We start from the raw sequence: 25084 nt of genomic DNA, 5'->3' as shown, positions 1-25084 counted from the left end.
GTACTTATATACTATGTATATAAGTAATAAGGTAAAAGGTATAAAAAAGAGCTTCCAACTTGGAAACTCAGGGAACAAAATTATTATTGAAATTTTGATTAAGCTTTTCTAGTTCTAATTTTAATGTTTGATTTTGGTAACCAAGAGTTTTTATTAAATCATCTTTCTTTTTATCTTCGATCGTTCTATTTGCTTCTAGGCTTGCTATTTCGCTTGTTAATTTTTCTTTTTCTTTGCTTAATTCATTAATAATGGTATTAAGCTTAGCTTTTTCAGTTTCATTTAGTGACTCTTTCTCTTTTAAAAGTGACATTAATTTTTGTTTTTCATTTTCTTTTGTTTCTAGTTGAATCTTTAAGTTTGAAATTTCTTTTTCTGCTACCGATAACTGAGCTAAAAGGTTATTTTTAATTTCTTCACTTTTATTTAATTCTAGCTTGACAAGTTTGAGCTTTTCATTTTGATCGTTTAACTTTTCGTTTAGTTTCGAAATGATAGCTTGATTTTGAATTTTCTCTTTTTCTAGTTTAGCTTGTCATTCTAAAATTATTTCTTGCATTTGTGCTTTGCTGTTTTTTAAATTTTCAATTGTTAGTTTAGCTTGATTTAATTCTTGCTTAATTGCCATGATTTTCGAATCATTTTCAGGATTAGAATTTCTAAGATCAATTAACTGGGTTTCATAATTTTGAATTTTGTTTTGTTGATTTAGAATTTTTGCTTCCAACTTAGCAATTTCAGTTTCTTTATCTTGAATTTGGAGCTTTTGTTGATTAATTTTATCTTGATATTTGTTAATTTCTAAATTCAAAATCTCAATATTACTAGTTAAGTTTCGATTAGCAATATTTAAAGAATCAATTTGATTATTAATATTACTTATTTCAAGTTTATATGAGTTTAACTTTTCATTTTTGAGCTTAGTTTCAAGTATTAAGCTTTGAATTTTGTTTTCAAATTTTGTAACTTCAAGTTTGTGTTCTTTTACAAGATTTTCTTTGATTTTTTTATTCTCGGCATTTAAATTAGTCAGCTCTTGAACTTTTAATCTAAGAGTTTCAATTAAATTATTATTTGTTGTATTTTCTTGAAAAAGTATTGATAAACTCAAATTCATATGTTTTAAAATAATTAGTTTTTGTTCAGAGATGCTTATTAATTTAATTAATTTATTTGTAAGTTGATTATATTGGTTTTGAATGATATTTTTTTCTTGTTCTTGCTCTTTTTGTACCAATGCGACTTTTTGTTTTTCTTTATTTAATGATTTAAGCTTGCTACTTAAATTAGCAATTTCTTCGACTAAATTTTGAGTTTGTGCTTTGTGAATCGACTTTTCAATCTTGCTAATTTTAGAATTTAAAGTTAATATTTCATTTTGAGAATTGATTAAAACTAAATTTATTTGATCGATTTTGCTATTTTGAATTTCAACTTCTCCAAAGAGACGTTGTTTTTCATCATTTAAAAAGCTTAATTCATTTGTTTGATTTTCAATTAAATTCAAAATATTATCAATCAAATTGATATTTAAATTAAAAATATTTTTAAAAATTTCTCCGATATTTTGTTGAACTTTAATGTTTTTTAAATCACTGTGGGCTAGATTAATTAATTCTTGATTATTGTTTCGAATTTCGAGTGTTTGATTTTTTAAATTTTGGACTTTTGAAATAAATTCAGGTAAATTAATTTCTAATTCTAAAATAGATGTTAAATAATTTAGGAAAGAAGAGCTTAATGTATCGAATTTCAGTGCATATGCGTGTAGAAAACTTTTGTAAACAAGTTCTTTATTGATATTTGTGAGCTTTTGATTTTCGATAATTGAACCTAAATAATCAGAATCTAATTTAATTAATTCATAAGTTTGTTTATTTTCTTGTAAATATTTTTGAAGTATTTCAATCGAATTAAAAAAGAGATCTTTTTGTAAACTTAAATCTTTAATTTTTTCTGTAATTAAGTTTTCTTTTTGTACAAGTGCTTCAATATAAAGATTTAATGAACTATTTAATTTAGAAATTTGTTCTTCAACACTTTCAAAAAAAGTGTCAAATGCAATTAGGAAATTTCGGAAGTTGTCCTTGGTGATTTTGTTAAATTGAAGAAAGATACTATGATATTCATTAAAATAATTTTGAGCATTAAAGGTAATAGCATCAAGATCGTTATGTAAGTGAAATTCTAAAATTTTGTTATCTTTATTATTCGAAATTAACTCATTTGCGTTTTGCGATTTAAGTTTAAATGTTTCTAAATAAGTAATTAATTGTTTTTGAAGATTATTAACTTGTTCTTGCAAATCTGGTGTAAGAGCAAGTTTAGTTTGATTATCTGCTCAATTTTCTACTTTTAAAGCATCAAAGATGCTTTGATATTTAGAACTTAGATAATCATGGATTGAGGTAGGGTTAATTAAAAATTGTCTATAAGCACGAATTAAATTTTGGATTTTGATTTTTAATGAAGTTGTTGTATTCAAAGAATTATTAATTTGCAAAAGTTTATCATCTTGGGTTTGTTTAGAATTGATTAATTGCTTAATTTTTGCTTCAATTTGAGGAATTTTGTTTTGATAATTTTTAGTAATAGTTTCAAGATTAGAATTAATTTTTTGTTTTTGTTTAATTAATGGAATATGAATGTACTCTAAGCTGGAGCCTTGTCCATTTCAAATTTGTTTTGCAATAATTGGACTAGCAATAGTTGCTGATAAGCCTAATGTTAGTAAAATTAGTGCAATTTTATGATTTTTTTGTAGTTGCATTTTTGACCTCCTATTTTTTAAATAACTTTTTTCTCAAAAAGAACAAAAAAAGAACAAAATTTAATTTTTTTTAAATCAGGATAAAAAAATTAGACACATTCCAAAAATAAAGGAGTGTGTCTTTTTTATGCGTTTAAAACAATTTACAAAAGAACAAAAATTAAAATATATCCACATTTACCAAAAAGAAGGTTTTGAAATAGCGATTATAACTTTTGTTGAAGATTTTTGAGAAAGATATCAAATCATAAAACAAAGAAAAGAGGGTAAGCATGAAAATCCTTATAGAAGAGCGAAAGCTTTATTAAAGAGTTGGATAAAAATATATCATTCTAACATGAATAATTTAGAAAGTAAATCAGGTAAAAGTAAAAAACCTAACTCAGGAAGAAGAAAAAGAGTTAGCATCAATGAATTGTGTGAGGAAGATAGAGATCTTTATCAGGATATTATGGAAGAAATTTTGGAAGAAAGAGGAATAAAACAACAAGAAATTTTTGAAAAAATTAGAAAAAGAAAAGAAGAAAAAAGTAAACAATTTAGAAATATTTCAAAAATTTCATTAGTTTTGAAATTAAATCGAACTTCTTTTTATTACTCTTGTTCTAAGAAAGAAAAAATTGACAAAAAGAAATATATTGATCATGAATTAATTAATTGAATTAATTTAGAAGCTAAAAATTCTAATTTTGTTATAGGAAGAGATAAACTTTATCAAAAATACTTATTAACGCACCAAAAAAGAATTTCTTCATATTTATTTAGACTAAATTATGAATTTAATCAATATAAATCAAGAGCATATCAAAAGAAAAAATCAAAGAAAAATAAAGAGGAAAAATTCTCTAGAATCTGAGCATCAGATTTAGTTCAAGGAAATTTTAAATCAAATTATTTTGGTGAAAAATTACATGCAGATATTAAATTTATTAAAACAAAAGAAGGAATGAGATTTCTTCATGTTATCACCGAAACTTTTAGTAACACTGTTTTAAATTGAACTTTATCGGATATAAGAGATTCTGCATCTACTATAAAACTTGTTCAAGATACTCTTGATAACCACAAAGTCAAACCTACTATTTTTCATTCAGATCACGGAATTGAGTATGCAAATTTTGCCTTTTCTAAATTTTTAAAAAATGTAAATACTAAACAATCAATGTCTCCAAAAGGTAATTCATTAGCAAATAGACCTTCCGAATTTATTTTTGCATTAATTCAAAGAGAATTATTAGATTTTTATGAAACTGATAAAATGTTAGATAGCGAAGTCAATTCAATCATATCTAAATATTTTTCTTGATATAACTTTGAAAGACCTCAATCAAATTTAAATTGAAAAACGCCACATGGTTTTTCAATACATGCGACGTTAAGTGTCTAATTTATTCCTGTGTTTCCAAGTTGTAATGAAGAAAAAAACGAATACACCTACAAATAAGGCGTATTCGTTTTTTGTGCTTCTAAATTACAATGATAGACCATCAACCGCATATTGAAAATCACAATATATTTTGTTTAATTCCTTATGTTCTGGGTCTAAATTATTCTTGATTTCACTTACAACTTTACCATTCACAGTCTTTGTTGTGATTGTTATAAGTTTCAATGCATCTATAAACATATTCATTGTGAGTTTTTGGATCTCTCCATTATCTTTATAAAATTTCTTTAATTTATAAATGCAATATTTCAAAACAATTAGAGATAAAAAGCATAAAAATACATGAGATTGAATATGCTCGTCTTTATAAACGTACATCGGCCTAACTTCGATTGCTGATTTTAAGGTTCTGAAACCTTCTTCCACTTTTCATTGTCCCTTATATATTTCATTCGCTTCTTTTGAATCTATGTTTGTTATGTTGGTTTCAATCATATAAAAGCCATCTTCATTAGCTACTTTTTTAATTTTTTCGATATTTAATCTTCCGACTGTTTTACCATCTACATCCATATACTTTTTCTTATATTCAGGAACCAAAGCACTTAATGGCAATTCACCGTTAATAGACTTTTTCTCCAATTTATTAATAAGATTTTGTCTTTTTATTTTGTCTAAAGTTTGTTTTGAAGGGCTAAAATAGACAAATTGTTTTCTAAAAGTATCGCTATATCTTTTTTTATTTTTGTTTTTAGCTCAAACAGATTGGACGAATCTAGATTTAGTAAAATAATCATTTTCTTGAACAAACCCTTGATCATTTACTATAAATGCTTTATCTTCTTTTCCAAGAATATCAATACGTTTCTGTACTATATATTTATATCCTTTTTGTTCTAAATATCTTAAATTTGCATTTTGACTAATACCTTTATCAGCAACTATTATTGTGTCTTTTGTTTTGTAAATTCTTTGCATTTCAATTAAAAATTTCACAAGAGTTTTAGAATCTCCAGTATTTCCTTCGAAGACTTTATAGTGAAAAGGAATACCATTATTATCAACTGCCATAGCCACAACAATTTGATCTTCATCATGCTTTCCATCTTTAGAAAAACCTCTTTGTCTCAAACCATCTCTTGAAAAACTTTGAAAATAAACAGTTGTATTATCAAAATGCATTAATTTTGTGTTTCTAGTTGTCAATTCTTGCATTTTGTTATAAATATTGACTAAAATTGTATTTTTATATTCTAAAAAAGTATCAAAATAGTTATAAATTGAAGATTTTTTTACATCTATCTTATGTAAAAAATCATTTTTGTTTTTGTATTGACAAATATAACTTCTTGGTTGAATTATTCTTGTTGCAACAATAAATTCTAATACTTCTTCTAAAGATTTGTGTTTAGTTTTAGGTAATCCTTTAAATAAATCTAGTTCTTTAATTACTTTATAAATAAGTTCAATACTAAACTAGGACAGAAAAAATTAACAATTTATTAAATTGGATAGCCCCATACTATATTCGTATGGGGTTTTTCAATTCAGACATGATTGAATTCTAAATTTATTGTATCAATGAACATAATTAGATATCACTTTTTCTAGTTCATTCAAAGTCATAGCTTTGATATTTAAATCTCTAATTAATTCAGTTTTTAAATTTGAAAATCAATATTCCACAACTCTATTATCTAAACTATTTCCTACTTTTGAAAGCGAAATTATTCCACCTTTATTTTGAATAAAACGAGAAAAATCATCAGATGTATAAGTTGAGCAATGATCTGAATGTAGTATAAAACTTTTTTCAAAATCAACATTTTCAAATGTTTTGTAAATTAATTTTGAATCATTAAATTTGGAAAGAGAAAAACTAATTATTTCTTTAGTTTTATGTTTAATTACTACTGAAAGATAAACATTATTGTTTATTGCATCTTTTGTCGCTGGAAGATATGTTACATCAGTAGCGTATATATTTCTGTTATATACATCATTATAATCTCTATTAACAATGTTTTCTTTTATGATAGATGTGTTCTTTGATTCTTTTAGTTTTTTTCTTTTTCTGACATTGCAAAATAAACCTAAGGCATTCATATATCTTCCTAGAGTTCTTTCGTTTATGTCTATTTTATAGTGCTTTAAGATAAAATATTTTAATTTTTGTCTACCATATTTAGATCTATTTTGTTTAAATGAATCAATAATCAAGTCTTGGTACTTTATTTTTCTGGATTTATTTTTAGGAGCAAAATTATTTCTTTTATGTTTGGATATTGTTTGTCTACAAAGATACAACAAAATAGCAAGTTTATACGAAGCCATATTAATATTTGATGCCTCTTGAACTTTCTCTGTTTTAAATTTATCTTTTGTAATTTCTCTATATCTTTTTGCAATTTCAATTAAATCTTCTCGTGTAAAAATGTTTCAATTTATATCTTGTTCTTTCGCTTTTCTTGACCTACCGGTTCCAGGCTTTCTTGGTTTTTTATTCATATTAAAATTATAATGTTTTAATATTCTTCGTAATCTCGCTTTCACATATTTATCTTTTGCTTTTGCACCATATTTATACATCAGTTCAATCGCATCCTTTTTACCTAATTGAAAAAATGTATTATAAATTTCTTTTTCTTGTTCTTCTGTAAAATGTTTTCCCATTTTTTCTCCTTTAAAAATATAAAAAATTAACATTCGAAGGAATGTTAATTTTTATTGTCCTAGTTTAATACCAACGTTTTTTACATTTGTTTCGACAGATGTTGGGTTAAGTAATTGGAAAAATTTGGTTTTAACTTCAATTTTATCTTCTCCAACAGGAACCAATCTAGCAATTGGTTTTAAATCATCGATGTTTTGCAGAGAATATTTTTCTTTAATTTCTTCTCAATAACCTAATCCAACTAAATTCCCAATCCCTTTACCGTATCCTTTCGATATTCCTAATGCAATGTAAATCCCTTTTGGGTTTTTTCTTTTATACAAAATGTAGTTGCTCATATTTATATTATACATTATTATCATTGTAATCATTGTAAAAAATTAAAATAATTAAAAATTGTACTTATATACTATGTATATAAGTAATAAGGTAAAAGGTATAAAACCTGCGTTTCCAAGTTGTAATGAAGAAAAAAACGAATACACCTACAAATAAGGCGTATTCGTTTTTTGTACTTTTAAATTACAATGATAGACCATCCACTGCATATTGAAAATCACTATATATTTTGTTTAATTCCTTATGTTCTGGGTCTAAATTATTCTTGATTTCACTTACAACTTTACCATTCACAGTCTTTGTTGTGATTGTTATAAGTTTCAATGCATCTATAAACATATTCATTGTGAGTTTTTGGATCTCTCCATTATCTTTATAAAATTTCTTTAATTTATAAATGCAATATTTCAAAACAATTAGAGATAAAAAGCATAAAAATACATGAGATTGAATATGCTCGTCTTTATAAACGTACATCGGCCTAACTTCGATTGCTGATTTTAAGGTTCTGAAACCTTCTTCCACTTTTCATTGTCCCTTATATATTTCATTCGCTTCTTTTGAATCTATGTTTGTTATGTTGGTTTCAATCATATAAAAGCCATCTTCATTAGCTACTTTTTTAATTTTTTCGATATTTAATCTTCCGACTGTTTTACCATCTACATCCATATACTTTTTCTTATATTCAGGAACCAAAGCACTTAATGGCAATTCACCGTTAATAGACTTTTTCTCCAATTTATTAATAAGATTTTGTCTTTTTATTTTGTCTAAAGTTTGTTTTGAAGGGCTAAAATAGACAAATTGTTTTCTAAAAGTATCGCTATATCTTTTTTTATTTTTGTTTTTAGCTCAAACAGATTGGACGAATCTAGATTTAGTAAAATAATCATTTTCTTGAACAAACCCTTGATCATTTACTATAAATGCTTTATCTTCTTTTCCAAGAATATCAATACGTTTCTGTACTATATATTTATATCCTTTTTGTTCTAAATATCTTAAATTTGCATTTTGACTAATACCTTTATCAGCAACTATTATTGTGTCTTTTGTTTTGTAAATTCTTTGCATTTCAATTAAAAATTTCACAAGAGTTTTAGAATCTCCAGTATTTCCTTCGAAGACTTTATAGTGAAAAGGAATACCATTATTATCAACTGCCATAGCCACAACAATTTGATCTTCATCATGCTTTCCATCTTTAGAAAAACCTCTTTGTCTCAAACCATCTCTTGAAAAACTTTGAAAATAAACAGTTGTATTATCAAAATGCATTAATTTTGTGTTTCTAGTTGTCAATTCTTGCATTTTGTTATAAATATTGACTAAAATTGTATTTTTATATTCTAAAAAAGTATCAAAATAGTTATAAATTGAAGATTTTTTTACATCTATCTTATGTAAAAAATCATTTTTGTTTTTGTATTGACAAATATAACTTCTTGGTTGAATTATTCTTGTTGCAACAATAAATTCTAATACTTCTTCTAAAGATTTGTGTTTAGTTTTAGGTAATCCTTTAAATAAATCTAGTTCTTTAATTACTTTATAAATAAGTTCAATACCAACGTTTTTTACATTTGTTTCGACAGATGTTGGGTTAAGTAATTGGAAAAATTTGGTTTTAACTTCAATTTTATCTTCTCCAACAGGAACCAATCTAGCAATTGGTTTTAAATCATCGATGTTTTGCAGAGAATATTTTTCTTTAATTTCTTCTCAATAACCTAATCCAACTAAATTCCCAATCCCTTTACCGTATCCTTTTGATATTCCTAATGCAATGTAAATCCCTTTTGGGTTTTTTCTTTTATACAAAATGTAGTTGCTCATATTTATATTATACATTATTATCATTGTAATCATTGTAAAAAATTAAAATAATTAAAAATTGTACTTATATACTATGTATATAAGTAATAAGGTAAAAGGTATAAAAAAGAGCTTCCAACTTGGAAACTCAGGATATAACTTTGAAAGACCTCAATCAAATTTAAATTGAAAAACGCCACATGGTTTTTCAATACATGCGACGTTAAGTGTCTAATTTATTTATCCTAATATAAAATTTAATTTTTTTGTTCTTTTTGTTTTTTGATTTTATATATATTGATATTAGTTACAAAAACGAGACTTAAAAAATAAAGAGTTGCATAACATGCAAAAACAACAAGTGCATCTAATTTATATCAAAGTCATTTGTAATGGGATGAAATAACTTTGCCGTTATTATCTTTTACTAGTTCGGCTGTAGGAATTCAAGCAAAAGTTACTAAAATTCCAAGAATAAAAATTGACATTTGAAAAAATCAGGTATTAATTTTGTTTTTGAAAATTAAGAAAATTCCTAAACTAATAATTATTGTTGTGTAAATTAAATTGCTCAAAATTCTTGCGTAAATAGGGAGCGGAACTCCGAAGATTTGAAATTTAAAAATATTATCACTAATTAAAATTCCAAAAATCCCAAGAACAAGGATTGTCAAGATATAAATTACTTTGTAATAATTTGTTTTAGTTTTCTTTATATTTTGTAAATTCATTAGTTTTTTGAACTTTTAAGTTGGTGAAGCATAATTACAAAACTATCAAGGTCCATTTTATGAGTTTCTTGTTCACCATATTTACGATAAGATACTTGACGATTTTCTCTTTCTTCTTGACCTAAAATTACTTGAATTTTTGATTTAGACATTTGTGCTTCACGAATTTTTTTATTAAGTCTTTCGTTACGAGAATCAATTTTTGAACGGAAACCTTGATCAAATAAATAATCATTAACTTCGTGGGCATACTGTAAATCAGATTCGTTGTTAACAGGAATTACTGTGATTTGCTTTGGTGCTAGTCAAAATGGTAAAACACCTTTGGTTTGTTCAATTAAAATTGAAACAAATCTTTCGTAAGTACCAACTAAACCACGGTGGATCATAACAGGACGCTCATCTTTTCCGTCTTTATTGATATAACTAATGTCAAATCTTTGTGGTAATAAGAAATCTAATTGAAGAGTCGAAACAGTAATTTCGTGTCCAAGTGCTGTAAAAATTTGAATATCCATTTTTGGACCATAAAAAGCAGCTTCTCCGATTTTTTCCTCGTATTTAACATCTAATTCATTTAAAACACTTCTAAGTTCATTTTCGGCTGCATTTCACATTTCGTCATCTTCATAGTATTTTTCTTTATCTTCAGGATCTCTTAAACTTAAAGAAACATAACTAATTTCGATTTTGAAAGCTTCTAATGTTTCTTTTACTTGATTATACATGTGCTTAAATTCTTGTGCAATTTGATCTTTACGAACAAATAAGTGACCTTCTGTTAGAAGCATACCTCTAACTCTTTCAAGGCCTGTTAAAGCACCTGATTTTTCATAACGATAAAGTTGAGATTGTTCGCTATAACGAATTGGTAAATCACGGTATGATCTTTTTTCTGTATTATAACAAATGATGTGATGTGGACAAGTCATTGGACGAGGAATTAATCTTTCGTTTTCGACTAAAATTGGTTTAAACATATCGTCTTTATAGTGAGCTAAGTGACCAGAAATTTTATAAAGTTCTTCTTCTCCAAAGTGTGGAGTTAAAACTTCGGTAAATCCATATTTACGATCCATTTTGAGAACTAAATTGCGAATTTCATTATGGATATACATTCCATCTTCAAGTCAAAATGGAAAACCTTGTCCACCTAATTTATTAAATGTAAAGAGTTTCATTTCTTTACCGATTTTACGGTGATCTCTCTCTTTACGATCTTTTAAAATTTCTAAGTATGAAGCAAGTTCTTCTTTGCTTTCTCAACTAGTTCCGTAAATTCTTGTTAGTTGAATATTATCAGAGTTTCCTCTTCAGTACGCTCCGGCTAAATTGAGCAATTTGAAGTTTTTAATATGCTTAGTATCTTCAACATGCCCACCAGCACAAAGGTCAACGAAAATAGTTTCGTTGCTAAGCGGATCAACTAATGCATAAAATGTTATGGTTTCACCTTTGGCAACTAATTCATCGTAAAGTTCTTTTTTGTAAGGTTTGTTTTCAAAATCATATTGATCAATTGAAACTTTTTTCATTACTAAGTTTCGAGAAGCAAGACGCTTCATTTCTTTTTCGATTTTAGGTAGTTCTGTATCACTAAGTGGTTCTACAAATTCAAAATCGTAGTAAAACCCTTCCTCAGTAGCTGGTCCAAACCCTAATTTCACACCAGGATAAAGACGAGAAACAGCTGCACCTAATAAGTGACTTGTTGTATGGTTTAAATGTTTATTTGCTTTAATCATATATTTGCCTTTCAATTAATTAAAACCCATTTTTTGTTTAAGTTCTTGAACAATAGGTTTACAAATTGCTTGTGCTTTAATTTTTCCTTGTTCAACAACTTTTGCAACCAATGGTTGAATTTCGTTATATTTAGTTTGAATTTTGGTTAGTTCATTTTTTACAACTAATCCTACTTCGTGCTTAAATTCTCCATAATTTGAATTTTTAAATTTTGCTTCAACTTGTTCTAAGGTTTGGTTAGTTAAAGCTGCATAAATATGTAATAAGTTTAAAATTCCAGGTTTATTTTCTGATATATAAACTTTATTTTCAGAATCAGTAACTGCTTTTAGAATTTTTTTGTAAGCAGCTTCTGGATCATCGTGTAAATAAATTGTCGATTTTGCACTTTTTTCACTTTTTGACATTTTAACTTCAGGATTAGTTAAAGATTTAATTCTTGCCCCAACTGGTGGAACAATTCCTTGTGGGATTTTAAAGTTTGTTTTATAGTTTTTATTAAGTCGATTTGCAATTGTTTTTGTTAATTCTAAGTGTTGTTTTTGGTCTTCTCCAACAGGAACAACATCTGCATTATAAATTAAAATATCAGCAGCCATTAAAACTGGATACATCAATAATCCGGCAGGAATTTTTTCAGTTCCATTTTCTTGTTTCGTGACTTTTTGAGCCTTATCCTTAAATTGGGTCATTCTATTTAATTCACCTAATGACACTTCGCTAGTCATTAATCATTGTGCTTCTGAGTGCTCTGTTAAATCGCTTTGAAAGAAAATTGTAGTTTTTTCAGGATCTAAGCCACAAGCTAAATACATTGCAACAATTTCGTATCTTGCTTTTTTTAGCTCCTTAGGATCAACAGATCCAGTTGTTAAAGCGTGTAAGTCAGCAACAAATAAATATGAATCATATTCTTGCTGCATTTTAACAAAATTTTTAAGAGCACCAATATAATTTCCAAGTGTAAGATCACCAGTAGGTTTAATTCCACTTACTAATCTTTTTTTCATATTTTCTCCATTCTAGAATAGGCAATTTAATATTTAAATATATAAATAGTGTTTAAATTATATTACAAAAATCTATAGTAAATTAAGTTGGGTCAATTTATTTGGTGATTTTTTGAATTTAAGAAATTATTTAGAGATTTTAAATTCCTTTTAAAAAATTAAAAGAATAATATAATTTAAAAATATGAAAAAAATAAAAGATTTTTTTGACTTTAAAACTACTGAAATGAGAATTGCTGAGCGTTCTTTAAAAAAGATTAATAAACTTGAGAAAATTGTTGAAAAATTTTCTGATGAACAACTTAAAGAACAAACTCTTTTCTTTAAAAAGCTTTTAGCAGAAGGACACACTCTTGAAGAAATTCGTAATGATGTTTTTGCTGTTTCACGTGAAGCAACTAAACGTGTTTTAGGAAAGCGTCCTTATGATGTTCAAATGTTAGGTGGATTACTTCTTGATCTTGGTTCTGTTGCTGAAATGAAAACTGGTGAAGGTAAAACAATTACTTCAATTGCACCAGTTTATTTGAACGCACTTCTTGGGAAAGGAGCGATAGTTTCAACAGTTAATGAGTATCTTTCTGAACGTGACGCCGAAGAAATGGGACAAGTTTTCAAATTTCTTGGTTTAACTGTCGGAATTAATAAAGCTCAGATGGATCCTTACTCAAAACGTGCTGCTTATGCTTGTGATATTACTTATTCTGTTCATTCAGAATTAGGTTTTGATTACCTTAGAGATAATATGGTTTCAAATATTGGTGAAAAAGTGCAGAGAGGATTACAATTTTGTTTAATTGACGAAGTGGATTCAATTTTAATTGATGAAGCCAAAACTCCGCTCATTATTTCAGGTGGAAAAGGTGAAGATTTAACAGGATATTTTTCAGCGGATCAATTTGTTCGAACACTTGGTCCTGATGATTACGAAATTGATGATGAAACAAAAGCAATTAGTTTAACACACTCAGGAATTGCTCGTGCTAATGAATTCTTTCATTTTAATAATTTATATGATATTGAAAATTCAGAAACAGTTCACTTAGTTTCAAATGCATTAAGAGCTCATAAAATTATGCGAAAAGATGTGGAATACATCATTAAAGAAGGTAAAATCGAGCTTGTCGATTCATTCACTGGTCGGATCATGGAAGGAAGAAGTTACTCAGAAGGTCTGCAACAAGCTTTACAAGCTAAAGAAGGTGTGGAAGTGGAAGCTGAAACAAAAACTTTAGCAACTATTACCTACCAAAACTTCTTTAGAATGTTCAAAAAATTATGTGGAATGACAGGAACAGGAAAAACTGAGGAACAAGAATTTATTGATATCTATAATATGCGTGTTAATGTTGTTCCAACCAACCGTCCGATTGCTCGGATTGATGAACCTGATGCAATTTTTCAATCAATGGAAGATAAATGAGAAGCTGTTTCTGAAAAAATTAAGGAACTTTATACAATCGGACAACCTGTTTTAGTTGGAACAGCACAAATTGAAGATTCAGAAGCTCTTCACAAAGTTTTATTACAAAAAGGAATTCCTCACACTGTTTTAAATGCTAAACAAAATGCTTCAGAAGCAGAAATTATTGCAAAAGCAGGACAAGTCAAATCTGTTACTATTGCAACTAATATGGCAGGACGTGGAACTGATATTAAACCTTCACCAGAAGCAATTGCTCTGGGTGGACTTTATGTTCTTGGAACAGATAAAGCAGAATCAAGAAGAATTGATAATCAATTAAGAGGTAGAAGTGGTCGTCAAGGAGATGTTGGAACAAGTAAGTTTTATATTTCATTAGATGATCAATTAATGCAAAGATTTGCTAGCGGAGCTAGCTTAAAGGATGAGTATCAAGAATTTAAAGGTCAAGAAATTAAGGCTAAAACCTTAAAATTAGGACTTAAACATGCTCAAAGAAAAATCGAAGGTTTCAACTATGATTCTCGTAAAAGTGTTTTAAGCTATGATGATGTAATTCGTCAACAAAGAGATTTAATTTATTCACAAAGGGATCTGATTTTAACTAATAAAAATATTGATTTAATAGTTCAAAGAATGATTTCTTCAGCTGCTCGTTCAATTGTAAGAAGCGGAGAATATTACCTTCACAATAAAACTTATAACTATGAAGCTTTAATTAATTTCTTAAATCAAAAAATCGGATTATTAGTCAAGTTTCATTTTGATTTACATGAAATCCAAAAAATTCACGAAAAAGATCTTCCTGATTATATTGCTAACATTATTTTAACTGTTTACGAACACTGAAGAGCTAATGCAATTGAAAATGTCGGAATGGAAGAACTTGAAAAAATTGAACGAGAAATTATTCTTCAAATTCTAGATGATAGATGACAAAATCATATTAACAAAATGGATAAATTAAGATCCAATGTTAATTTAGTTCAATATTCACAAAAAAATCCATACCAAGTTTACACAGAAGAGGGAACAAAAACATTTAGATTTATGATTGAAGATATCGCTTATGGTGTTTTACTAGAGCTATTTTCTAATCGAATTGGTCAAAAATCTTTAATCACCAAAGAAATGAAAGCCGATCCTGTTTTCATTCAAGTTCAATCTGGTTTCTATTTTGATCCATATCGTGATTTTGAAGAGCAAGAAAAAGATTTAATTGAACTTTATCAAAATGTAAAAGCTCGTCTACTCGAAATTGAAGAAGAAAATAAAATAGCTGAACAAGAACGACTTGCTAAAAAAGAGCAAGAAAGATTAGAAGCTGAGGCTAAATTAAAAGAAGAGCAACTTCAAAAAGAACTTATTGCTAATGCAAGTGCAAAAATAAACCAAAAAGAAGAAGTTCTTAAAATCCGTAAAAGTTTCTTTAATCAAACTAACGAACAAATTAAAAAAATTAATGAAGAATTAAAAGAAAAACCATTTGATACTAATTTACTAATTGAATATTCAAATTTAATGCAAAAATCAGTTGAACAATCTGAAGAAATGAGTAGATTAGAAGCTGAGCTGGAATTTGAAAAAACAGAATTTGAAATGGTTTTAAAAACTCAAAACAAATGAGTAGAAAATAGTTTTATTGAAAATAACCTAAATCAAGAGATTCAATCAGAACAAGTACAACCAATTGCAAAAGAAGAAACCATTAGCTTGGAAGAATCTAGCTCAAAAACTACCAAAAAACGTGGTCGTCCTCGAAAAAATATAGTTGAAAATTCAGAAGCAAACCAAAAATCAAAACGTGGTAGACCACCTAAACAAGAAAATGTAACAAACGAAGTGAAGAAAAAACGTGGTCGTCCTAAGAAAGTAAAAACAAATGAAGTTTAGTAATTGATTAAAGGCTAAATTAAAATACGAATTTACTACAAAGCGTTTTTACATCATTGTTTCTAGTTTTTTACTTTTTTGATTAATTCTTTTTTTACTAGTTTTATTCTTAGGCTATAAACCAGAAGATCGTTTAAAGAATTTAGTTGATATTATCGGTTATAGTTCGTTTATTGTTTTTTTAATCGATCTTTTAATTTTAGTTTTCCGTTGAGGATTTTTAAAAAGATTTCGATCTAATTTTAGTAATAATATTGCAGATGCTCGTAAAGCTAAAAAAGAATCACAGCTAAAAAAATTAAGTCCACAAGAAAAAGCGATGTATTTGAAATTAGAACAAGAAAAGATTGCTAAAAAACAAGAAAAAGATGAAAAAAATACACATTTTCCATATTATTTTGTTTTAGCTTTATTTTTCTTAATTTTAGCTCCATTTATTATTATTGGAATTGTTATTTATAGTAATTTAAAAACTTAATTTAAACCGTTTAATAACGGTTTTTATTTTTTCATTTTGGTAAAAAAAGAATGATAATTTTCAGAGCTAAGTTATTAAAATGCTATAATAAACACATCGCTATTTCGAAGATTTAGTTTTTATTACAAAGGAGGATAAAATGATTTTTGATAGTTTAAAAAATATCGATAAATATCAAACTAAATATCCAGAAGTTAATCATGCTCTTTCGCTGCTTAAAGAAATAAAATTTGATGAATTAAAGCTTGGTCCAAATATTATTAATGAAGCAATTAAAGTGGTGAAATTAGATTTTCAAGATGCTTATCCAGAATTGAAATTCGGAGAAGTTCACGAAAAATTTGTAGATATTCACGTTTATGGTGGAACTTGTGATGAAATTATTTATTATGATGAAGATTTACATTTCACAAAAGATGATATCTTACTTGAAGATTTAACTTACGATTTATATTTAGTTAAAGTAAAAGAATATACTAATAAAATCATTTTAAAACCTAATACTTTTGCTTTATTTTTCCCAGGTGAATTTCATGCACCTAAAATTTCAAATCAAAAATTCACAAAAATTAACAAATATGTTGTTAAAATTAAAGTCAATTAAAAACAATTTATAGTAAGGATAATTATGGAATCAATTAAAAAAATTTTATTTAAACCTAACTTTTATGATCAATGAGAAAATGTCAAAATTGCCGGTTGAGTTGCTTCAAATAGAGGTAATAAAAAAATTCGTTTTATCGAACTTAACGATGGTTCAACAGTTGCTAATTTACAATTAGTTTTTAAAGGTGAATTTGATTTTGAATTACTTGATAGTTTAAAACCTGGTTCTGCTTTAAAAGTTCAAGGAACTTTAAAAGCAACACCAAATTCTCCACAACCAATTGAAATGAATGTAGTGGAAATTTTAGAAGCCAAAAAAGTAGATGAAGACTATCCAATTCAAAATCAAGAAATTAAATTAGAAACATTAAGAGAATTACCACATTTAAGACATCGTACTAATTTATTTCGTGCAATCATGTTAGTGCGTTCAACTCTCGCGCAAGAAGTTCATAAGTATTTTGCTTTTCGTGATTTCTTTTACATGAATAGTCCAATTATTACTTCAAATGACGGAGAAGGAGCTGGGGAAACTTTCGCAGTTTCTGATGGTAACATTGAAGTTCCATTTTTTGGAAAGGGAAATAAAGCAACTCTTGGTGTAACTGGTCAATTACATGGTGAATCTTATGCAATTGGAATGAATAAGATTTATACTTTTGGGCCAACTTTTAGAGCAGAAAGATCAAATACCAAAAGACACCTTGCTGAATTTTGAATGATTGAACCTGAAATTGCATTTTACAACTTACATGATGTGATTAATTTAGCAGATGATATGTTAAAAGTTGTTATTGCAAATACTTTGGCAAAAAATAAAGTAGAAATTGAATATCTTGATTCACAAAATCCAGGTTTAATTGCAAAATTAACTCATTTTATCGAAACTCCTTTAAAAATCATTGATTATAAAGAAGCAATTGAAGAATTAGCTAAAGTAAAAACAATTTTTGAAAATCAAGATATCAAATTTGGTTTAGATTTAGCAAGCGAACATGAAAAATATTTAACTGAAAAAATTTATAATGGACCAGTTGCGGTAATCAACTTTCCAAAAGATTTTAAAGCATTTTACATGCATCAAAATGAAGATGGTAAAACTGTTGCTGCTTTTGACTTACTCGTACCAGGAGTTGGTGAATTAATTGGTGGTAGTCAACGTGAATCAGATTACAATAAACTCCTAAATAGAGTGAATGAGTTAGGAATTGATGCCGAAGATCTTCAATGATACTTAGATTTAAGAAGATTTGGTCATATGTTAAGTTCGGGATTTGGAATTGGTTTCGAAAGGCTTGTTATGTATGTAACAGGAATGGAAAATATTCGTGATGCAATTCCTTACCCAAGAACAACAGGAAATATTAGAATGTAATTTTCTGAATATTTTTAAGAAATATGCATTTCAAAAATGAGTGCGTATTTTTCTTAACACCTTTTTGGGAACTTACTGAATATTTTGATGATTATTTTTATGAAAAATAAAAAAAAACTAAATTAATTTTAATTTAAACTGGGACACGAAAAGTGGACAAAAAGTTTAATTTACTAAAACACCTCAACACTCTTGAGGTGTTTTTCAATTTAATACTGATTGAATTCTTTCGTTGTTGTATCAAAACACAAAATCATCAATCAGTGATTTTAATTCATTAAAATTTATTTTTGTAATATCGATTAATTTTAAACATTCTGATTTTAAAATTGAAAAGAAATATTCTGCTTCTCTATTATCTAAAGAATTTCCTACTCTACCCATTGATACAACACCATTGTTTTTCTGAATTAAATCTACATAAGTTTTTGAAGAATATTGGAAACCATGATCAGAATGAGCTATTCATTTTTTATCCATTTTGATTTTAGACATATGTTCCATTACTAGTTCTAAATCATTTCTTTTTGAAAGATTATAATTAACAACAAATTTGCTTTTGTGATCAATCGCAACAGATAAAAATACAAAATTGTTTAAGCAATCTTTTGGTGCAGAAATATAAGTAACATCAGTGGCAATTATTTGGTTTGTCTCTCCGTGATAATCACGATTAACAAGATCTATAAATTTTACGTTTGTGTTCTTTTGTTCTCTATCTATTTTCTTTCTTCTGATTAAACAAAATAAGTTTAATCTTCTCATCGCTCTACCAATAGTCCTATAATTTAGATCTATTTGGAATTTTGTTCTAATATAACTTTCCAATCTTTTTCTACCAAACAAACCCTTATTTTTCTTAAATGACTTAATTATTAATTCATCATATTTAGTATTTACAGATTTTTTTCTTGTTTGCTGCTCTTTAGTTTTTAGATTGTGAATTGTTGACTTAGATTTATTAAAGCATAGGCCCAATTTTCTTGTAGAAAGTGAAGATTTCTTAATTTTAGAAATATCAACTTCAATATTATTTCTATCAAAAGAGTCTTTATAAATTTCTAAAATTTCAATCAATTGTTCCTTAGGCATTTTTTCTCATTCCTTTTTTACAATTTCAATAGGAGTAATTTTTTGCCTTTTTGGTCTGCCTGACCCTTTACCTTTTTTAGATGATTTACCTGTTTGCGATTCTATATTTATCATTCCTAAATTATATCTGTTATACTTAAAGACAAAATATTTTTTAGCCTCATTGAATTTTCTATCAAAAAAACTAAAACCTCTGATTGAATAATATTTAAGTTCAAAATCATTTTTTGATATCAAATTATTTTTGTAATCTTCATAACTACCGAATAGTTCTAATCATTCATGTGCCTTTAATTGTCTCATAATACCTCCTAAATATATAAAAACACGAAATATGGTTGTGTCCATATTTCGTGTCCTAGTTTAATTAAATTGTTTAATATTAAAGATATAAAAAAGAGAGGCGTTTTATGAAAAAAATTAAAAATAAACTTTTATTATTAGGATCTACAATTGGAGTTTTAGCACCAATTACAGTTGCTATTTCATGTAATTTTTCTTTTAAAGAAAAGGAAAAACAACCAGAGCAACCTCAACCAGAGCAACCTCAACCAGAGCAACCTCAACCAGAGCAACCTCAACCAGAGCAACCTCAACCAGAGCAACCTCAACCAGAGCAACCTCAACCAGAGCAACCTCAACCAGAGCAACCTCAACCAGAGCAACCTCAACCAGAGCAACCTCAACCAGAGCAACCTCAACCAGAGCAACCTCAACCAGAGCAACCTCAACCAGAGCAACCTCAACCAGAGCAACCTCAACCAGAGCAACCTCAACCAGAAACAAATAAAACTATTTCTAATCAACCAAGTCACTCAGCGAAATTAAGAAGAGTTGAAGAACAAAAAACTAAAATGATCATTGTTAGTGATAACTTCACAAAAGAACAATGAGAAAAGGCTCTTGAAAAGGCACTTACTCGTAAAGAAGTTGAACAAATAAGTGACAATCTTTTTAAAATTCATTTATACAAATATAAAAATCAATTATTTTTAGGTTTTTATGGTGGTGGAAGTGATGAATCTAGAAATGGTTTTATGCATTTTACCGAAGAAGCTTTAAAAGATCCTTCTATTAATCAAATTAAGGGATTTGATGTTTGAGCAGAATACAATACTGCAACAAAAATTTTGAAAATTAAACATAAAACCTCACTTAATACTTTTGAACAAATTATCGATATTAATAATTTAAATGGTTCGTCTAATGAAGATTTAAATTCTAATCAAATTCATGAGGAAGAAATTGTAGGAGATAAAACAATTTATGTCCGTCCTCCGTTTGGTGCAAGTTTTCAATTTGTAGATTCTTCATTAAATTTACCTAATATAACAACTATTTTTGATCATTTAGATTCACCAGGGGCTACTGCTAATAGAGAGGAAGCAGAAGCTAGTGCGGTTTTAACAGAGGGTGGATATGTAACTGTTTCGAACTTAAAGAAAAATGGTGTACAAGAATTAAGCGAGTTTGTTGCAATCCCAAGAGTTATGAGATATTTCCAAGCAATTGGAAATTCTAAAGATTTTGTAATTTTTGGAGGTGATACAAATATTAAAGATTCTAACTTTTATTTACAAAAACATAGTTTATTTAATGGAATAAATCCAGTTACAGCTTATTTACCTTCAAAAACTCAACTTTCACAAAAAGATGATTATATTACTTCACTTGGAACAAAAGATAATTACTCTCAACCTTATGATAAAATGTTCTTTATTAACAATACTTTAGATAAATTATTTGTAAATCAAGCAACATCAGAAAACTTTAAATCAATTAAATTTAAAGTAGATATTGTTAAAGGTTTTTATAACGGACTATGAGATAAGAAAGAAATTAAAGACGCATTAGAAGGTAGTGATGTTAATAAAACAGATTTTCAAATCATCAGATCTGTAATTAGCGATCATGCACCTGTTTATACTGATGTAGTTCTTAAAAATAAAACTTTAGCAACAAACCAATCTACATTTAGTTAAAATCCAAAACAAAATAATACAATTAGAATCGGACATTGAAATATTTTAAACTATGGTTATAAACCAGCTAAAGCACTAGCAATTGCAAGATTAATTCAAAAAACTGGGATGGATATTATTGGGTTAACAGAAATTAATGATGGTAGAATTGCTGATGTGCAAAAAATAGTAGATGTTTTAAATACTTTAACAGGAAAACATTTTGCTTATGTCGGTCAAAATCAAGAAGATACAGTTATTCCTGCTGAATATTTAGATACTAGATTTGGAAAAGCTCAGCAAGAACAAGTTGCAATTATTTATGATACAGCTTTATTTAGACCAGTTGGATTTAGAGGAAAAAATAATCAAATTGGAGCTTCTTACAAAGAATCAATCCGTTACTACAAGAAAACAAGCAGTAATTAAACTAGGACAATAAAAATTAACATTCCTTCGAATGTTAATTTTTTATATTTTTAAAGGAGAAAAAATGGGAAAACATTTTACAGAAGAACAAGAAAAAGAAATTTATAATACATTTTTTCAATTAGGTAAAAAGGATGCGATTGAACTGATGTATAAATATGGTGCAAAAGCAAAAGATAAATATGTGAAAGCGAGATTACGAAGAATATTAAAACATTATAATTTTAATATGAATAAAAAACCAAGAAAGCCTGGAACCGGTAGGTCAAGAAAAGCGAAAGAACAAGATATAAATTGAAACATTTTTACACGAGAAGATTTAATTGAAATTGCAAAAAGATATAGAGAAATTACAAAAGATAAATTTAAAACAGAAAAAGTTCAAGAGGCATCACATATTAATATGGCTTCGTATAAACTTGCTATTTTGTTGTATCTTTGTAGACAAACAATATCCAAACATAAAAGAAATAATTTTGCTCCTAGAATTAAATCCAGAAAAATAAAGTACCAAGACTTGATTATTGATTCATTTAAACAAAATAGATCTAAATATGGTAGACAAAAATTAAAATATTTTATCTTAAAGCACTATAAAATAGACATAAACGAAAGAACTCTAGGAAGATATATGAATGCCTTAGGTTTATTTTGCAATGTCAGAAAAAGAAAAAAACTAAAAGAATCAAAGAACACATCTATCATAAAAGAAAACATTGTTAATAGAGATTATAATGATGTATATAACAGAAATATATACGCTACTGATGTAACATATCTTCCAGCGACAAAAGATGCAATAAACAATAATGTTTATCTTTCAGTAGTAATTAAACATAAAACTAAAGAAATAATTAGTTTTTCTCTTTCCAAATTTAATGATTCAAAATTAATTTACAAAACATTTGAAAATGTTGATTTTGAAAAAAGTTTTATACTACATTCAGATCATTGCTCAACTTATACATCTGATGATTTTTCTCGTTTTATTCAAAATAAAGGTGGAATAATTTCGCTTTCAAAAGTAGGAAATAGTTTAGATAATAGAGTTGTGGAATATTGATTTTCAAATTTAAAAACTGAATTAATTAGAGATTTAAATATCAAAGCTATGACTTTGAATGAACTAGAAAAAGTGATATCTAATTATGTTCATTGATACAATAAATTTAGAATTCAATCATGTCTGAATTGAAAAACCCCATACGAATATAGTATGGGGCTATCCAATTTAATAAATTGTTAATTTTTTCTGTCCTAGTTTATAATTAAGCTGCTTTTTCTTTTCTTTTTTCGTTTCTTGAATAGCTCTTTTTGCTTTATAATTATTAAAAATAATCTTAAAGGGTAATTTAAGATTATCATCAAACTTATATTTTCACATTATTAACATAGAATAATTATTAAAATTGAATGGAGAGATATGAAACCAACTCGTATTATTCCCTTGGGGGGTGTTGAAGAAATTGGTAAATCAACGCTTCTTATTGAACATGAAAATCACATTTTTATTATTGATGCAGGGATTAAATTTGCAGACACTTTTAACACAGGTGTAAAAGGAATTATTCCTAGTTATGAATATTTAAATCAACCAGATAAAGTTATTGAAGGTTTATTTATTACTCATGGTCATGAAGATCATATTGGTGGTGTTGTTTATTTAGTTAAACAAACTAAACTTAAAAAAATATTTGGTCCTCGAATAGCAATTCAATATTTAAAAGCTAAATTTGAAGAACACCGTATTACTAAAAAAATAGAATTTATTGAAATTGAAAAAACAGCAATCCATAAATTTGCTAATGATTGTGTTGTTGATTTTTGAACAGCTCAGCACTCAATTCCTGATGCATTTGGAATCAGAGTCACAACTCCAAATGGAAGCTTGATGTTTACTGGTGATTTCCGTTTTGACTATACACCAATTGGAAATTACACCGATTTTGCTCGTTTAGATCAAATTGGTAAAGAGGGGTTAACTGCTCTTTTAAGTGATTCAACCAACGCAATGCGTCCTGATCATTCACCAAGTGAGAGTGACATTTTAACAGATATAGAAAAACACATGCGTAATGCAAAACGTAAAATTATTGTTACTTCCTTTGCGTCAAACTTAACCAGAGTGAAAGTGATTATTGAGTTAGCTGCAAAAATGAATAAAAAAGTTATCACATTTGGTCGTTCAATGATTCAAGGTATTAAAATTGGACGTAAATTAGGTTATATTAATGTTGGTAATGATGTTCTAATTGATAAAAAACAATTAGCAAGTGTCAAAGAAACTGATCTTGTAATTTTAACAACAGGATCACAAGGGGAACAATTAGCTGCTCTTTCAAGAATGAGTTATGGTAAACACGCAACAATTAAAATCGCAAAAGGTGATGTTGTAATTTTTTCTTCTAGTCCAATTCCAGGTAATAGAATGGTTGTAGAGCTACTTATCAACCGTCTTTATAAACTAGGTGCTCTGATCAAAGAAAATGGTCCTGATGGTTATTTACATACTTCAGGTCACGCTTACAAGTGAGAGCATGATAAAATTTTTCAATTAACCAAACCAAAATACTTTTTACCATATCACGGTGAATATCGAATGAGCATTGTTCACGGACAAACTGCAATTGATAACGGAGTTAGACCTGAAAATGTTTTAGTCATCCGTAAAGGTGAAGTTTACAACATGCTTAATAACGAAATCTTTAAAACAGATGAAAAAGTTGATTTTGGTCCAATTTATATAGATGGAAATACAATTTTAAGTTTATCAAATGAAATTTTAAAAGAAAGAGCACGACTAAAAGATAGCGGTTTTGTTAATATTGTTTTTGTTATTGACCGTCAGAAAAATTTAATTATGGGCCGTCCACAAATTATCACTCGTGGAAGTTTCTTTGTAAAAACTTCAAAGAAACTAATTGAAGAAACTAAGCGTGTAGCTCATGGAGCTGTGCTTTATCATATTAAGAATTTTAAAGATTGAAATACCACAGATTTAGAAAAAATTATTGTAGATCGTTTAAGTGCTTTATTCTATAAAGAAAAAAGAAGAGATCCAATTGTTGTACCAACTATCATTTATACTGATGAACCAAATGAAGAATTATTCAAAGATGCTAAAGTACAATTTACCAATAATAAAAATATTGTTGAAGAAAATGATGATCAAGAAGATTTAAAATCAGAAGTTTCTTCAACTAAACCAAAAGTTTTTGAAAAACAAAAATCAGTTAAATCAAGTTCAAAATTTACTAAAAAACAAATTAAAGATCTTGAAATTTTACGTAAATCTATTTTCGGTGATGTTGAAAATGATGAATTTGACATTGATGAAGAAGATGAAATTTAA

At 27.3% G+C, this 25084-nt stretch carries 17 protein-coding genes and 2 pseudogenes; 10 read left to right on the top strand and 9 right to left on the bottom strand.

The window, feature by feature from the left end; translation table 4 throughout:
• Positions 1-4: 4 nt before the first annotated feature.
• Positions 5-2770: a hypothetical protein gene (locus EXC53_RS02900; RefSeq protein ID WP_129724684.1), complete on the bottom strand. Its 2766-nt coding sequence runs from the start codon at positions 2768-2770 to the stop codon at positions 5-7.
• 127 nt (positions 2771-2897) lie between these two features.
• Here EXC53_RS02900 and EXC53_RS02895 point away from each other — a divergent pair, with 127 nt between their 5' ends.
• Positions 2898-4157 carry a DDE-type integrase/transposase/recombinase gene (locus EXC53_RS02895; RefSeq protein ID WP_129724682.1) on the top strand — a complete coding sequence of 420 codons (1260 nt, stop codon included), beginning with the start codon at positions 2898-2900 and terminating at the stop codon, positions 4155-4157.
• Positions 4158-4241: 84 nt separating this feature from the next.
• Here EXC53_RS02895 and EXC53_RS02890 read toward each other — a convergent pair.
• From EXC53_RS02890 to EXC53_RS02875, 4 genes and pseudogenes are all read right to left on the bottom strand, one after another.
• Positions 4242-5627, bottom strand: a pseudogene (locus EXC53_RS02890) (IS1634 family transposase); the annotation flags it as partial.
• Positions 5628-5648: 21 nt separating this feature from the next.
• The gene (locus tag EXC53_RS02885) at positions 5649-6863 is read right to left on the bottom strand and encodes an IS3 family transposase (protein ID WP_129724594.1); all 1215 of its coding nucleotides are present in this window, start codon (positions 6861-6863) and stop codon (positions 5649-5651) included.
• Between the two features lie 27 nt (positions 6864-6890).
• Positions 6891-7202: pseudogene (locus tag EXC53_RS02880) on the bottom strand (IS1634-like element ISMsy1 family transposase); the annotation flags it as partial.
• A gap of 151 nt (positions 7203-7353) precedes the next feature.
• A complete protein-coding gene (locus EXC53_RS02875) occupies positions 7354-9042 on the bottom strand; it encodes an IS1634 family transposase (RefSeq protein ID WP_129724600.1) in 1689 nt (562 codons plus the stop codon).
• Between the two features lie 40 nt (positions 9043-9082).
• Between EXC53_RS02875 and EXC53_RS04210 the strand changes: the two genes are divergently transcribed.
• Positions 9083-9223 (top strand): hypothetical protein, encoded by a 141-nt coding sequence (locus tag EXC53_RS04210; RefSeq protein ID WP_165261024.1) that lies wholly within the window; start codon positions 9083-9085, stop codon positions 9221-9223.
• 22 nt (positions 9224-9245) lie between these two features.
• Here the strand turns inward: EXC53_RS04210 and EXC53_RS02870 are convergent, their stop codons facing one another.
• Genes EXC53_RS02870 through trpS form a run of 3 tightly spaced genes read right to left on the bottom strand, consistent with a single transcriptional unit; the run spans position 9246 to position 12475 of the window.
• Positions 9246-9719 (bottom strand): hypothetical protein, encoded by a 474-nt coding sequence (locus EXC53_RS02870; protein ID WP_119572175.1) that lies wholly within the window; start codon positions 9717-9719, stop codon positions 9246-9248.
• Positions 9719-11461: a threonine--tRNA ligase gene (gene thrS, locus EXC53_RS02865; protein WP_119572176.1), complete on the bottom strand. Its 1743-nt coding sequence runs from the start codon at positions 11459-11461 to the stop codon at positions 9719-9721. Before thrS ends, EXC53_RS02870 begins: the two co-directional genes overlap by 1 nt.
• Positions 11462-11479: 18 nt before the next feature.
• Complete coding sequence (gene trpS, locus EXC53_RS02860; RefSeq protein WP_119572174.1) at positions 11480-12475, bottom strand: tryptophan--tRNA ligase; 996 nt, start codon at positions 12473-12475, stop codon at positions 11480-11482.
• A 184-nt stretch (positions 12476-12659) separates the two neighbouring features.
• Here trpS and secA point away from each other — a divergent pair, with 184 nt between their 5' ends.
• The 4 genes from secA (at position 12660) to asnS (ending at position 18250) form a co-directional block, all read left to right on the top strand.
• A complete protein-coding gene (gene secA, locus EXC53_RS02855) occupies positions 12660-15791 on the top strand; it encodes a preprotein translocase subunit SecA (protein WP_119572173.1) in 3132 nt (1043 codons plus the stop codon).
• Positions 15781-16269 (top strand): hypothetical protein, encoded by a 489-nt coding sequence (locus EXC53_RS02850; RefSeq protein ID WP_119572172.1) that lies wholly within the window; start codon positions 15781-15783, stop codon positions 16267-16269. Before secA ends, EXC53_RS02850 begins: the two co-directional genes overlap by 11 nt.
• Before the next feature lie 139 nt (positions 16270-16408).
• On the top strand, positions 16409-16873 hold the full coding sequence (locus EXC53_RS02845; protein ID WP_119572171.1) for a YhcH/YjgK/YiaL family protein: 465 nt from the start codon (positions 16409-16411) through the stop codon (positions 16871-16873).
• Positions 16874-16897: 24 nt separating this feature from the next.
• The gene (gene asnS / locus EXC53_RS02840; protein WP_119572170.1) at positions 16898-18250 is read left to right on the top strand and encodes an asparagine--tRNA ligase; all 1353 of its coding nucleotides are present in this window, start codon (positions 16898-16900) and stop codon (positions 18248-18250) included.
• A 165-nt stretch (positions 18251-18415) separates the two neighbouring features.
• Here the strand turns inward: asnS and EXC53_RS02835 are convergent, their stop codons facing one another.
• The gene (locus tag EXC53_RS02835; RefSeq protein ID WP_129724608.1) at positions 18416-19690 is read right to left on the bottom strand and encodes an IS3 family transposase; all 1275 of its coding nucleotides are present in this window, start codon (positions 19688-19690) and stop codon (positions 18416-18418) included.
• Between the two features lie 62 nt (positions 19691-19752).
• Here EXC53_RS02835 and EXC53_RS04395 point away from each other — a divergent pair, with 62 nt between their 5' ends.
• The 4 genes from EXC53_RS04395 to EXC53_RS02815 all read left to right on the top strand — a co-directional run bounded on the left by EXC53_RS04395 (position 19753) and on the right by EXC53_RS02815 (position 25084).
• On the top strand, positions 19753-21324 hold the full coding sequence (locus EXC53_RS04395) for an exonuclease/endonuclease/phosphatase family protein (RefSeq protein WP_235666642.1): 1572 nt from the start codon (positions 19753-19755) through the stop codon (positions 21322-21324).
• A 108-nt stretch (positions 21325-21432) separates the two neighbouring features.
• Positions 21433-21732, top strand: coding sequence for an exonuclease/endonuclease/phosphatase family protein (locus EXC53_RS02825; protein WP_119572348.1), 300 nt, complete (start codon positions 21433-21435; stop codon positions 21730-21732).
• Between the two features lie 31 nt (positions 21733-21763).
• Positions 21764-22978 (top strand): IS3 family transposase, encoded by a 1215-nt coding sequence (locus EXC53_RS02820; RefSeq protein WP_129724567.1) that lies wholly within the window; start codon positions 21764-21766, stop codon positions 22976-22978.
• A 177-nt stretch (positions 22979-23155) separates the two neighbouring features.
• Positions 23156-25084 carry a ribonuclease J gene (locus tag EXC53_RS02815; RefSeq protein WP_119572135.1) on the top strand — a complete coding sequence of 643 codons (1929 nt, stop codon included), beginning with the start codon at positions 23156-23158 and terminating at the stop codon, positions 25082-25084.

This window comes from Mycoplasmopsis gallopavonis, assembly GCF_900660635.1.
GTDB classification, from domain to species: Bacteria; Bacillota_I; Bacilli_A; order Mycoplasmatales; family Metamycoplasmataceae; genus Mycoplasmopsis; species Mycoplasmopsis gallopavonis.
The sequence above is the reverse complement of the archived record's forward strand: the minus strand, read 5'-3'. Positions and strand labels throughout refer to the sequence as shown.